General features: G+C 74.1%; 13 protein-coding genes. 6 read left to right on the forward strand and 7 right to left on the reverse strand.

Going from position 1 to position 12,491, the window contains the following annotated elements; translation table 11 throughout:
• Positions 1-142: 142 nt before the first annotated feature.
• The 6 genes from IEZ25_RS12855 to IEZ25_RS12880 form a co-directional block, all read right to left on the reverse strand.
• The gene (locus tag IEZ25_RS12855) at positions 143-1,186 is read right to left on the reverse strand and encodes a DUF4082 domain-containing protein (protein WP_191199843.1); all 1,044 of its coding nucleotides are present in this window, start codon (positions 1,184-1,186) and stop codon (positions 143-145) included.
• Positions 1,187-1,303: 117 nt separating this feature from the next.
• Entirely contained in the window at positions 1,304-2,821 is a 1,518-nt protein-coding gene (locus IEZ25_RS12860) for a sodium/solute symporter (protein WP_191199844.1), read from the reverse strand.
• 7 nt (positions 2,822-2,828) lie between these two features.
• The gene (locus IEZ25_RS12865) at positions 2,829-3,218 is read right to left on the reverse strand and encodes a hypothetical protein (RefSeq protein ID WP_191199845.1); all 390 of its coding nucleotides are present in this window, start codon (positions 3,216-3,218) and stop codon (positions 2,829-2,831) included.
• 10 nt (positions 3,219-3,228) lie between these two features.
• Complete coding sequence (locus IEZ25_RS12870; protein WP_191199846.1) at positions 3,229-3,948, reverse strand: LytR/AlgR family response regulator transcription factor; 720 nt, start codon at positions 3,946-3,948, stop codon at positions 3,229-3,231.
• Positions 3,945-5,075, reverse strand: coding sequence for a sensor histidine kinase (locus IEZ25_RS12875; protein WP_191199847.1), 1,131 nt, complete (start codon positions 5,073-5,075; stop codon positions 3,945-3,947). Before IEZ25_RS12875 ends, IEZ25_RS12870 begins: the two co-directional genes overlap by 4 nt.
• 27 nt (positions 5,076-5,102) lie before the next feature.
• Complete coding sequence (locus IEZ25_RS12880; RefSeq protein WP_191199848.1) at positions 5,103-5,966, reverse strand: class I SAM-dependent methyltransferase; 864 nt, start codon at positions 5,964-5,966, stop codon at positions 5,103-5,105.
• Between the two features lie 52 nt (positions 5,967-6,018).
• Between IEZ25_RS12880 and IEZ25_RS12885 the strand changes: the two genes are divergently transcribed.
• Both IEZ25_RS12885 and IEZ25_RS12890 read left to right on the forward strand, forming a co-directional pair.
• Complete coding sequence (locus IEZ25_RS12885) at positions 6,019-6,744, forward strand: hypothetical protein (protein ID WP_224748966.1); 726 nt, start codon at positions 6,019-6,021, stop codon at positions 6,742-6,744.
• Between the two features lie 20 nt (positions 6,745-6,764).
• The gene (locus IEZ25_RS12890) at positions 6,765-7,481 is read left to right on the forward strand and encodes a Fic family protein (RefSeq protein WP_191199849.1); all 717 of its coding nucleotides are present in this window, start codon (positions 6,765-6,767) and stop codon (positions 7,479-7,481) included.
• Positions 7,482-7,796: 315 nt separating this feature from the next.
• Here the strand turns inward: IEZ25_RS12890 and IEZ25_RS12895 are convergent, their stop codons facing one another.
• The gene (locus tag IEZ25_RS12895; protein ID WP_191199850.1) at positions 7,797-8,594 is read right to left on the reverse strand and encodes an HAD family hydrolase; all 798 of its coding nucleotides are present in this window, start codon (positions 8,592-8,594) and stop codon (positions 7,797-7,799) included.
• 155 nt (positions 8,595-8,749) lie between these two features.
• Between IEZ25_RS12895 and ssd the strand changes: the two genes are divergently transcribed.
• The 4 genes from ssd to IEZ25_RS12915 are packed head-to-tail and all read left to right on the forward strand — an operon-like array spanning position 8,750 to position 12,301.
• A complete protein-coding gene (gene ssd / locus IEZ25_RS12900; RefSeq protein WP_191199851.1) occupies positions 8,750-9,757 on the forward strand; it encodes a septum site-determining protein Ssd in 1,008 nt (335 codons plus the stop codon).
• Positions 9,754-10,929, forward strand: coding sequence for a TadA family conjugal transfer-associated ATPase (locus IEZ25_RS12905; protein WP_191199852.1), 1,176 nt, complete (start codon positions 9,754-9,756; stop codon positions 10,927-10,929). The genes ssd and IEZ25_RS12905 overlap by 4 nt, the downstream gene beginning before the upstream one ends.
• The gene (locus tag IEZ25_RS12910) at positions 10,926-11,618 is read left to right on the forward strand and encodes a type II secretion system F family protein (protein ID WP_191199853.1); all 693 of its coding nucleotides are present in this window, start codon (positions 10,926-10,928) and stop codon (positions 11,616-11,618) included. The genes IEZ25_RS12905 and IEZ25_RS12910 overlap by 4 nt, the downstream gene beginning before the upstream one ends.
• Entirely contained in the window at positions 11,615-12,301 is a 687-nt protein-coding gene (locus IEZ25_RS12915; RefSeq protein ID WP_191199854.1) for a type II secretion system F family protein, read from the forward strand. The genes IEZ25_RS12910 and IEZ25_RS12915 overlap by 4 nt, the downstream gene beginning before the upstream one ends.
• The last annotated feature ends 190 nt before the right edge of the window (positions 12,302-12,491 follow it).

Consider the following 12,491-nt stretch of genomic DNA (forward strand, 5'->3'; position numbering starts at 1 on the left):
CGTTTCCTGGCGGGGGACGAGGTGATCGTCAGGACGTTAACCAACCAGCGCGCCTTCTGTGACCGTTTTGTGGATTTCGTGTGGGAAGCGACACCGGCCCGCACTCATGCTGCTGACCTCCGCGGCCACGGGCTCGGGTCGGCTAACGGGTCCGGAAGGTCCAGGTCGCGCGCTGCAGGCCGGGCCTGGTGGGGTCCTGGTCGAGGCGGTTGCCGGCGAGGTCGGCGACGGCCGTGGACACCACGACCCGGTAGGTCGTGCGCGGGAGCAGGCGAGACCTCGGGGTCAGCGAGAGGCGGTGGCGACCCACGTCGTAGCGCAGGCGGGCCGGCACGGGACGCTTGTGCCCGACGCGCACCAGGCGCACGGTGGCCTTGGTCAGCAGGGCGGCCCGGACCGGCTCGGAGAAGGTGATCCGGATCCTCTGCCGGGTGCGGACCCGCTTGTTGCCCTGGGTCGGGACAGTCACCCGCACGCTGGGGCCGTCGACGTCGGCCGGCGGCGCGGGCACCGCCGGGGGAGGGACGGGCTGCCCCTGCGGGACGCTCCACAGCGGCGTCACCCAGTAGGTGGAGCTCCGGAAGGCCCTGGAGGGGTACTGGCAGGTGGCCACGTCGTAGCAGTGCACGCCGTTGGGGTCGCCTGCCACCGAACGCAGCGCAGTCACGGGTCCTCGGGTGAGCTCGTCGTCGAAGAACCCGTAGCGGAACGCGTACCTGGTCGCCGGTGAGTAGTAGGACGCGATGTAGGTGCGACCGGGTCGGATCGTGACGGGCTCGTCGAAGACGAGGTCCTGCCAGCCGGCGGTCGTCTGCGGCGCGAACCTCCCGGTCGCCAGCCGGGTGCCGTCGGCGTCCCACAGCGTGCCGGTCACCTGACCGGGATCGACGCGGTAGACCCGGACCCCGGTGACGGCCAGGGCACGCGAGGTCTGGAACTTCGTCCCGAGCTCGACACCGTTGCGGACGTCGTCCGCGGTGCAGAAGCCCTGGTCGTCGAGGGTCCAGCGACCGCAGTCTGCCGCCGTCATCTGGGCGCCGAAGTCCGAGTCCCAGAGACCGATCTCCGTGCCTGTGGACCGTGCATCGGGGGTCGGGGCGGCGGACGTCGCCGTCGACGCCGATGCCGGCACCCACGCCAGCGCTGCCAGCACGGCCAGGACCGAGACGTACGTCTTCACTCGCATGTTTCCCCCACGCACCCGTCCGGCTGGCCGGCTTCCCCAAGCCGGGGCTGCGCTGGACGCGCAGCGGACGTTGGTGGTGACGATACCCCGGCACTGGAGGGCCGGTGCCACGAACGACTACCCGCGTTCGAGCTCGACGGCCTCCGGCGTGTGCAGGCGCACCATGAAGCGGCCCGCGTGGGCCGGCACGGAGGCCCGGGTCAGGCGCGAGACGACCACCATGGTCAGGAGCGACGCCGGCACCGACCAGGCCGCGGGCTGGCTGAGGAGGGCGGCCGCCCAGCCCGACGACGACGACGTCGCGAGGGTCCAGGCGACGGCCACCCCGGACCCCAGGCCACCGACCAGCAGGCCGGCCACCGCGCCGGCCGGGGTGAGCCCCCGCCACCAGATGCCGAGCATCAGCAGGGGCGCGAAGGTGGAGGCCGTCACCGCGAAGGCCAGACCGACGGTCCGGGCGACGGCCACGTCCTGGGCGGGCACCGACATCAGCAGCGGAACGACGACGGCGATGACGGCCGCGACCCGGAAGGCCGCCACCCCGCCCAGGCGGTGGGAGCCCCAACGCCGGCCGGTGACGTCCTGCGAGAGCACGCCGGCCACGGCGATCGTGAGCCCCGAGCTGGTCGAGAGGAACGCGGCGAAGGCACCGGCGGTCACCAGCCCCGTCAGCGTCGCCCCGAGAGGTCCGCCCACCATCAGGCTCGGCAGCTCGAGCACCAGCACGTCGGAGCGACCGTCGGCGAGCGCGGGCGCGTAGATGCGGCCGAGGGCGCCGTACACCGGCGGGATGACGTAGAAGATCCCCAGCAGCCCGAGGACCGCCAGCGTCGTCCGACGTGCAGCGCGCCCGTCGGGGTTGGTGTAGAAGCGGACGACCACGTGCGGCAGTCCCATCGTGCCGAGGAAGGTGGCCACGATCAGCGAGTACGTCGTGTAGAGCCCGATGCCGCCGCCCGGGTCGGCGAGCGGGATCGACCACGACCTCGGTGCGGTCGCGACCGGGTCCGCGGCGCCGTCGGACACCCAGATCGCGAGCAGCACGCAGACCGGGATCAGCAGCGCGGTCAGCTTCAGCCAGTACTGGAAGGCCTGCACGAAGGTGATCGAGCGCATCCCGCCGGGGCTGACCGACGCCAGCACCACCACCGCCACGACGAGCGAGCCCACCCAGGGTGGGGCGTCGATCGTGGCCCGCAGCGTCACGCCGGCGCCCTGGAACTGCGGCAGCAGGTAGAGCCAGCCGATCATCACGACCAGCACCGAGCAGAGCTTGCGGACCCCGCGCGACCCGAGACGCGCCTCGGCGAAGTCGGGCAGGGTGTAGGCCCCCGAGCGACGCAGCGGCGCTGCCACCAGCACCAGCAGGACGAGGTAGCCCGCGGTCCAGCCGACCGGGTACCAGAGCATCTCGGCGCCGAAGGTCAGCAGCAGGCCGGCGACGCCGAGGAAGGACGCGGCGGAGAGGTACTCCCCGCCGATGGCGCTCGCGTTGAGCCGTGGCCGGACCGTGCGCGAGGCCACGAGGAAGTCGCTGGTGGTCCGCGAGATCCGCAGTCCCCACGTGCCGATCGCGAGCGTGGCCAGGGAGACCAGGACGACCGCGACCACCCCGGGCACGACGTCGGCGCTCACGAGGTGCTCATCCCGGCTCCTCGTCGGCCGAGCCCACCAGGTCGGCGAAGTCGCGCTCGTGTCCCTCGGCCCGGCGGACGTAGGCCCAGCCGAGCAGCACCAGCCACGGGTAGGTCAGCACGCCGAGCAGCAGCCAGGCGAGCGGGAGCGGGCCGACCTCCACCTCGCCCAGCCCGGGCCAGAGGTGGAAGACCAGCGGGAGCAGGCCCAGCGTCAGCGTGAGCGCGACCAGCACCCGCACCGCCAGCAGCAGCTGCTCGCGCAGCAGGGAGCGCATGAAGACCTCGCCCAGGGCGGTCTCGGCGTCGATCTCCCGCGTCCCCGGCGACCGTACGACGTCCGCGCGACGCCGCGGCGGGCCGGTCACCCGGACCCGGGGTGGCGGCTGCTCGCTCACGGCGGCACCCTCACCCGAGCGGCTCGCGTCGGGTCAGCACGGACCGCAGCTCGCGACTGTGCCGGCGGCTGACCGACAGCTCGGTGCCGCCGATGACGACGCTCACCCGGCCGCCCTCGCTGCGCACCTCCTCGACGTGGGGGAGCGCGACGAGGACCGAGCGGTGGATCCGCACGAACCCGGCCGAGGCCCACTGCTCGGCGAGGGACGAGAGGGGCGTGCGCACCAGGTGCGAGCCGTCCGCGGTGTGCAGTCGGGCGTAGTCGCCCTGCGCCTCGACGTGCGTGATCTCGGAGCGGTTGACGAACCGGGTGACGCCGCCGCGCTCGACCGGGATCTGCACGTCGCCCGAGGGCGCCGGACTGCCGGCCTCGACCACGCGTCGCACGGCCTCGGCCAGCCGCTCCTCGCGCACGGGCTTGAGGACGTAGTCGACCGCGCGCAGCTCGAAGGCGGCGACGGCGTGCTCCTCGTGGGCCGTCACGAACACCACCGGCGGCGGCGACCTGAAGCGGGAGAGCACCTGGGCCAGGTCGAGCCCGGTCAGCCCGGGCATCTGGATGTCGAGGAAGACCGCGTCGACCTCCTCGGCCTGCAGCACGCGCAGCGCGTCGGTCGCCGAGTCGCTGCCCATCACCTCGCCGATGCGCGGGTCGCGGCCGAGCAGGAACGTGAGCTCGTCGAGGGCAGGACGCTCGTCGTCGATGGCGAGGACTCGTAGTGCGTTCATACCTGGACTCCGGGGGCGAACTTCGGCACCCGCACGATCACCTTCGTGCCGGCGCCCGGTGCGGTCTCGACGACCAGACCGTAGTCGTCGCCATAGGCGTTGCGCAGCCGCGCGTCGACGTTGCCGAGCCCGACGGAGTCCATCGAGGTGTCGCCGGCCAGCGCCTGGCGGACCCGCTCGGGATCCTCGCCGGTGCCGTCGTCCTCGACCTCGATGAGGCACTCCTGGTCGAGGTCGCGGGCGGTGATGGAGAGCCGGCCGACGCCGTCCTCCTTGTCGGCGCTGGCCTCGAGACCGTGGCGCACGGCGTTCTCGACCAGGGGCTGGATGCAGAGGAACGGCACCGCGACGGGCAGCACCTCGGGCGCCACCTGGAGGGTCACCTGGAGCCGGTCACCGAACCGCGCCTGCTCGAGGAGGAGGTAGCGCTCGACGGAGCGGAGCTCCTCGGCGAGCGTCGTGTACTCGCCGTGGCGGCGGAAGGAGTAGCGGGTGAAGTCGGCGAACTCGAGCAGCAGCTCGCGCGCCCGGTCCGGGTCGGTGCGCACGAAGCTGGCGATCGCGCCGAGCGAGTTGTAGATGAAGTGGGGGCTGATCTGCGCGCGCAACGCACGCACCTCGGCCTCCATCAGGCGGTTGCGCGACAGGTCGAGCTCGGCGAGCTCGAGCTGGCCGCTCACCCAGGACGCGACCTCGTCGGCCGCTCGCACCAGGCCGCCGGTGGTGTGCGGGGCACCCACGACCAGGGCCCCCACGAGGGTGTCCTCGGCGACCAGCGGGCTCACGATCGCCTGCCGCACCTCGCACCCGCCGTCCTGGCAGGACAGGGTCCGCTCGTCGACGATCATCGTCCGCCCGGTCTCCGAGACCTGCGCGATCGTGCCCGCGAGCTGGGCGCGGTGGTGGCCGCCGAGGCCGTCCCAGGCGAGCAGGCCGCTGGTGTCGCCGAGCCCGGCGGCCGGGGTCCCGAGCAGCGCCCGCAGGTGGCGGACCGAGCGTTCGGCGCTCGCGGTGGTCAGACCCTCGCGGAGCGCCGGACTCGCGAGCGAGGCGTTGTGCAGGGCGCGGAAGGCGGCGCGGTCGGCCTCGCCACCCAGCGACGTACGCCGCCACCGCCATCGCGCCACGCCAGCGACCCTAGGTGCGACCTGGCTCTACCGGAAGTCGATGAGCAGCATGTCGGTGTCGGTGCCGTCGCTGACCGACGGACCCTCCTGGGACGACCCGTCCGGCCCGGAGGTCGGCAGCCCGGAGGGATCCGGCCCCGCGGGATCGGCGACGACCGCGCGGTAGCAGCGGGTCACGTAGGGGATCTGCATGCCGTCCATGCCGCGGCCGTAGTCGTCGTAGAACGCCAGCACCTTCGCGAGGTTGTCCTCGCGCTCGGCGTCGTCCATCGTGGCGAAGCTCGAGCGTGACCGGGCCAGGTCGAGGATCGACTCGCGGTCGATCTCCTGCCAGTTCTTGAACGTCGTCTCCTCCAGCTCGCCGAAGAGGTCGCTGTCGGCGAGGTGCTGGGCGGAGGTGGTGTTGCCGTCCTGCATCCCGAGGATGTCGCCGAGTCGGCGGACCCACGGGATCCGGTCGTCGCGGCTGTTCCACACCAGCGCCACGTGGCCGCCGGGCTTGAGCACGCGGGCGATCTCGGCCAGCGCCGCGTCGTGGTCGAACCAGTGGAACGCCTGCGCCACCACGACGACGTCGACGGACCGGTCGTTGGCGGGGACCTCCTCCGCCGTCGCGACCTTGACACTGACCTCCGGCACGCGCGCGCGGAGCACCGCGAGCATCGCCTCGTCGGGCTCGGTGGCGAAGACCGCGTGTCCCTGGTCGACCAGCTGGCGGGTCAGCTTGCCGGTGCCGGCGGCGAGCTCGAGGACGACCTTGGCCTCTCCGCCCATCAACCACGCGACCGCCTCGGCGGGGTACGACGGACGCCCGCGGTCGTAGGCGTCGGCGACCGAGCCGAAGGAGCGCGCGCGGTCGACCGGTGCGGGGGCGGGGTGTTCGTCGCTCATCGCGCTCACCGTATCCCTTCGGCGGGCGCGCCACGCCCCTACGCTGCTGTGCGTGACGACCTTCGAGCGCCTCGACGCCGGGCCCGTGCAGGACACGGTCTCGCGCCTCGAGTCGCGGGTGCGGGCGCGCTTCCCCGAGCGCGGCCTGCTCGCCGTCGTCGGTGAGCTCGCGGTGCTCACGACCGACGTGGCCGAGGGCTCGAGCGCCGTCCGTGGCCGGCTGCGGTGGGTCCGCCTGGGCTCGCGCGTCGCGGCCGTGGTCGTCCTGGTCGCCACGGTGGCGGTCTTCGCGCTCGCGTTCCGCGACGCCGTACGGGCCGGTCCCGACCGCTCCTTCGAGTGGGTGCCGCTGATCGAGTCGGCGATCAACGACCTGGTCTTCGCCGGGCTGGCACTGTGGTTCCTCTACGCCCTCCCGCAGCGACTCGAGCGCGGGCGCCTGCTCGACCTGCTGCACCGCCTGCGCTCGCTCGCGCACATCGTCGACATGCACCAGCTGACCAAGGACCCCGAGCGGCTGCGACCCGACTTCGTGCGGACCGACGAGTCGGTGCGCGTCGACCTCACCCGCGCCGAGATGGAGCACTACCTCGACTACTGCTCGGAGATGCTCTCGCTGATCGGCAAGGTCGCCGCCCTGTGCGCGGAGGAGTCGCGCGACTCCCTCGTCCTGACCACCGTCAGCGACCTCGAGACCCTCACCACCGGGATGTCACGCAAGATCTGGCAGAAGATCTCGCTGCTCCCGCACGAGGGCTCCCGGCCGGTGTCGGACTGAGGGCCACTACCGTCTGGCCCATGACCGACCCGCTGGCCTGGCTCACCGACCTCGACGGGGTGCCCTCGGCCTACGCCGGCACCCGCGACGGGATCGACGTGATGCTGCGCGACCGCGGCCTGCGGCGTACGTCGCCGGAGATGACGGCCGAGTCGCTGCTGCGGGGCGCCCACGCGAGCGCCGTGCTCGAGGGGTCCTCCTCGAGCCTCGAGGAGGTCCGCGCGGGCGAGGCCGACGCGATCGCCGCCGACGCGGTGCGGCTCTCGGCCTCGATGCTCGCCCTGGCCCCGCTGCTCAAGACCGCTCCGCTGCAGGCGATCGCCCGACTGCACACGGTCGTCGGGTCCTCGTCGCTCGGCCCCGAACAGCTGGGGCGTCCGCGCGACGCCGCCTCGGCCGACCGGCTCCGGGGGGTCGCCGAGCTCCTGGTCTCCGGCACCTCGGCGCCGGCGCTGCTGGTGGCTGCCATCGCCCACGCCGACGTGGCGAGCGCTGCACCCTTCGCCTCGCACAACGGCATCGTCGCCCGGGCCCTCGAGCGGCTCGTGCTGGTCTCGCGCGGGGTCGACGCCAAGTCGCTCGTCGTGCCCGAGGCCGGGCACCTGGCGCACCGGTCGGCGTACGAGTCGAACCTCCGCGCCTACCGCGACGGCGGGCCGAGCGGGGTCCACGCCTGGGCGCTCTACGGCGCCGAGGCGTTCGCCGCCGGGGCCGAGGCGTCGCCGCTCCGGGGGTAGTCCAGTGGCAGATGGCCGCCCGCGCGGGTGCGCACCTCGGACGTGCGAGCGGCACCCGCTCACGTGGACCGGGTGCCGCCGCTGACACGTGACGCCGTGGCTACCAGGCGTGCTCTTCTCAATCGCTGCCTCGGGCAGGTCCCGACCGGTCAGCACCCCATCGGATGGGTGGATCGCCGCGTGGGTACCGGGGAGTCACGTGCTGCTGTGGAGTTCTTCCCCAGTCCTACCCCTGCCGGCCCCGCCCCACAAGGGTTGACTTTGCCGGGCTTCGGTGAGCGTCCGAGTACCGGAGAGTAGGACGCCGAGCCGCCCTCAGGCGCCGTGGTCGCGGCGCCGGCGGTTGGCCCACAGCACACCGCCGGCGGCCACCGCGCCGCCCACGGCGAGGGCCGCGATCGTCGGCTTCGCCGGCGGGACGGGGATCCGTCGTCGCAGGGCGACCGGGCGCACGAAGCTCAGCACGGGCCAGCCGCGCTCGGTGGCCGTCCGGCGCAGCTCCTTGTCGGGATTGACCGCGAACGGGTGCCCGACCACCTCGAGCATGAAGACGTCGGTGACCGAGTCGCTGTAGGCGAAGCACTCGGAGAGGTCGTAGCCGACCGTCTCCGCGAGGTGCTCGATCGCACGCGCCTTCTCCTCGGCGTAGGCGTAGTAGTCGATGGTGCCGGTGTACCTCCCGTCGACGATCTCCATCCGGGTCGCGATCACGCGGTCCGCGCCGAGCAGCTGACCGATCGGCTCGACCACCTCGGCACCGGAGGCCGAGACGATGACGATGTCGCGTCCCGCCGCGCGGTGCTCCTCGATCAGGCTGACGGCCTCGTCGTAGACCAGCGGCTCGACGATGGTGGTGAGGGTCTCGTGGACGATCTCACGGACCGTGGCGACGTCCCACCCGGCGCACAGCTGCGAGACGAACTCGCGCATCTTGTCCATCTGGTCGTGGTCGGCGCCACCGGTGAAGAAGACGAACTGCGCGTACGCCGAGCGCAGCATGGCCCGCCGCGAGATGAGCCCGCCCGCCTGGAACTCGCGGCTGAAGGCCAGCGTGCTCGACTTGGCGATGATCGTCTTGTCGAGGTCGAAGAAGGCCGCGGTGGGGCGGGACATGCGTCCATCGTAGGGGCGCGGTCCCACGCCGATGGTGGTTCAGGCGGACGTGGCACGGGCCACCAACCGTCCACAGGGAGGGCTGCAGGGGAGTTGTCCACAAGACGTCCCGGCGGGGGCTGCTCGACGTCGGTGGCCGGCACGACGCTCGAGTCATGTCCGTCCTGCTCATCACCCGCTCCCCGTCCGTCCACGAGGCCGTCGTCCCGCTCTGCGCAGCAGCCGGGGTGGGGACGGAGGTGTCCGCCGAGCCCGCCCTCGCCCTCGCGTCCTGGAGCGGAGCCGACCTGGTGCTGGTCGGCACGGACCTCGCCGGCGAGGTGGCGGCGCTGGCTCCGGCTCGTCGGCCGGGCGTCCACCTTGTCGGCACCACGCCCGACGACACCGCCTTCCGCCACGCGGTCGAGCTCGGCGCCGCATCCGTGGTCGACCTGCCCTCGGCCGCGTCCTGGCTCGTCGACGCGCTCGCCGACGTCGGTGAGCGTGCGTCGCCGGGGCGGGTGGTCGGGGTGGTCGGGGGAGCGGGCGGCGCCGGTGCGACGACGCTCGCGTGCGCCCTGGCCCAGGCCCATGCCGTGCGCGCGCCGACCCTGGTGGTCGACACCGATCCCCTCGGGCCGGGGCTCGATCGCCTGCTGGGCATGGAGGAGCGGCCCGGTGCCCGGTGGGAGGCGCTCGTCGACACGGCGGGGCGGCTCGGGGCACGCGCCCTTCGCGAGAGCGTCCCCCGCACCGACGGTCTCGGCGTCCTCACGTGGTCGGGCCTGCGGCGTCGGCTCGACGTGCCGACGGTGCGGCGCATCCTGCCCTCGGCGGCTCGAGGTCACGACCTCGTCGTCCTCGACCTGGCCCGGCACGGAGGAGCACTGCCCGAGCTCGCCGACCGGTGCGACGACCTCCTCGTGGTCGCGCCCGCGACGCTGGCGGGGCTCGCAGCGACGGCGCGGCTGGTGGCCGAGCTCGGTGAGCGCCGGGCGGGCCTGGTGCTCAGGCCGGGTGGGGTCGGCGACGCGGACGCCGCGCGGGTGACCGGCCTGCCGGTCGTGGCCGCGGTGGGCGACCAGCGGGGGCTGGCCGCGTCGCTCGACCGGGGACTCGGGCCCCTGCCTGGTCGGGGTCCGCTCGCCCGAGCCGCCCGCGACCTCCTCGCGGAGGCGGCATGACCACCGCTGTCCCGGCTCCCGTGCCCCCTGCCGTGCTCGACGACGTACGCCGCCGGCTCGCGGGCTCGGCCGGCGAGCTGACGCCCCACCGGGTGGCCGAGGCGCTCCGCGCGTCCGGCTCGCCCGTGGGCGACGCGACCGTGCTCGCCGTGCACGAGGTGTTGCGTCGCGACGTGCTCGGGGCCGGTCCGCTCGAGGACCTGCTCCGGCTCCCCGACGTCACCGACGTGCTGGTCAACGGCCCCGATGACGTCTGGATCGACCGTGGCGGCGGTCTCGAGCGTGCCGGAGTCTCCTTCCCCGACGAGGCGTCGGTGCGTCGGCTCGCCCAGCGCCTGGCGGCCTCGGCCGGCCGGCGGCTCGACGACGCCTCGCCGCACGCCGACGTGCGGTTGCCCGACGGCACGCGCTTCCATGCGGTGCTCGCGCCCGTGGCGCGGTCGGGCACGGTGGTGTCGCTGCGGGTTCCCCGTGGGCGGGTGTGGACCCTGCCGGAGCTGGTGACGGCCGGCGCCATCCCGCCGGACGGCGCCTTCCTCCTCGAGGAGGTGGTCGACTCGCGGTGCGCGTTCCTGGTCTCCGGCGGGACCGGCACGGGCAAGACGTCGATCCTGTCGGCCCTGCTGTCGCTGGTCGACCAGGGCGAGCGCATCGTCCTGGTCGAGGACGCGAGCGAGCTCCGTCCCGACCATCCCCATGTCGTCGCGCTCGAGGGACGACCGGCCAACATCGAGGGTGCGGGCCAGATCACCCTCCAGACACTCGTCCGCCAGGCGCTGCGGATGCGTCCGGACCGGCTCGTGGTGGGCGAGGTGCGCGGTGCCGAGGTCGTCGATCTCCTCGCGGCGCTCAACACGGGGCACGGAGGCGGGTGCGGGACGCTCCACGCCAACTCCGCCGCCGACGTGCCGGCCCGGATCGAGGCACTGGCGCTGGCCGCCGGGCTGCCACGCGACGCGGCGCACAGCCAGCTCGCCTCCGCCATCGACGTGGTGATCCACCTCGGCCGTGGCAACGACGGCCGCCGGCGTGTGGTCGAGCTCGGCGTGCCCGAGCGCGACGCCTCCGGGATGGTGTCGTTGCGCACGGCGGCGACCTTCGACGGCGACCGGGTGGTGCGCGGTCCGGCCGCGGCGACGCTGGCCTCCCGGCTCGACGAGATGGCGTGGTGAGCGCCTGGCCGGCGGCCCTGCTCGTCGCCGTCGCGGCAGCGGTGCTGGTGCCTGCCGCGCCGCCGGTCCGACTGCCGCGTCGCGGGACCACCCCGCCGGTTGCTGCCCCCGCTGCACTCTGGCTGAGATGGCCGCGGCTCGGCCGGCGGCGCGGGACCGCGGCGGACCGGGCGGCCGTGCTGGAGGTGTGCGACCTCCTGGCCGCCGAGCTCGCTGCCGGTCGACCGCCGGGCGCTGCGCTGGCCGCCGCCGGTGCACGGTGGCCACCACTCGCGGCGGCGGTGGAGGCGTCCCGGCTCGGGGCCGACGTCCCCGACGCCCTGAGACGCCTGGCCGCGGAGCGGCCGGGGGCCACCGACCTGCGATGGGTGGCCGGTGCCTGGGAGGTCGCCCAGGACTCCGGACACGGTCTGGCGCTCGCGCTCGAACGCACCGCAGCCGGACTGCGGGCGCAGCGGCGCACGCGACGGCTCGTCGACTCCGAGCTGGCATCTGCCCGAGCGACGGCGCGTCTGGTCGCCTGCCTGCCGCTCGCCGTGCTGCTGATGGGTTCAGGTGCCGGGTCGGACCCGTGGTCGTTCCTGCTGGCCACTCCCGTCGGGTGGGCATGCCTCGGCCTCGGTCTCGGTCTGCTCGCCCTCGGCCTCTGGTGGATCGAGCGCCTCGCCGACCGGGCCTCCGCGCCGTGAGCTGGCTCAGCGTCCTCTGCGCGGCACTGGCGGTGGCGGCCTGCGTGCCAGCCCTGCCGCGCGTCGCCGGTCCACCCCCGACCTCCCGACCGGTGGTGCGGCCGTGGGGTGTCGTCGGCGTCGCGGTGGGTGCGTGGCTGGTGGTCGGCGGCTGGCCCGGCGCAGGGGCCGGCCTGCTCGCGGGTGCGGGCGCGCACCACCTGCTGGCAGGCGCCGAGTCCTCCCTCGCCCGGCGGACCCGCGAGGAGGTGGAGCGCACCCTGCCGCACCTCGTCGACCTCTATGCGTCCACCCTGCGCGCTGGTGCCGAGCCGGTGGCCGGGCTCGCACAGGTCTGCGCCGCCCTCCCCGGTCCCGCCGCGGACAGACTCGCGCCGGTCGTCGAGCGCGCCCGGTGGGGTGCCGTCGGCGCGGAGGCGTGGGGTGCCGTCGCCGAGGACGAGGTGCTCGCCCCGCTGGCCCGCGCCATGGTCCGCTCGCACGCCTCGGGCGCGTCCGTCGTGCGGGGCGTCGAACGCCTCGCCGACGAGCTCGGGCGCGAGACCCTGGCTCGCGCCGAGGACGCTGCGCGCCGGGTCGGGGTCGCGGCGGCGATCCCGCTCGGGGCTTGCCTCCTGCCCGCCTTCATGCTGCTCGGCGTGGTGCCGACCGTCGCCTCGCTGTTCGGTTCGGTGACGCCGTGACCCTCGGCGTTCCCGTCGACGCGGGCCGCGCTGCGTCCGGTCCCCGGAGCGCGTTCTCGGCGCCGCCCAGGAGGTGCCGTTCGAGGTCTGACCGGACATCATCATGGAGTGCTCGTGTCACCTGGTGACGCAGCAACTCCACGATCTCGGGCTTCTGGGTGGGGGCCCGTGGTGTCCGTGGGTCAGCGGA

This window comes from Nocardioides hwasunensis, assembly GCF_014779665.1.
GTDB classification, from domain to species: domain Bacteria; phylum Actinomycetota; class Actinomycetes; order Propionibacteriales; family Nocardioidaceae; genus Nocardioides; species Nocardioides hwasunensis.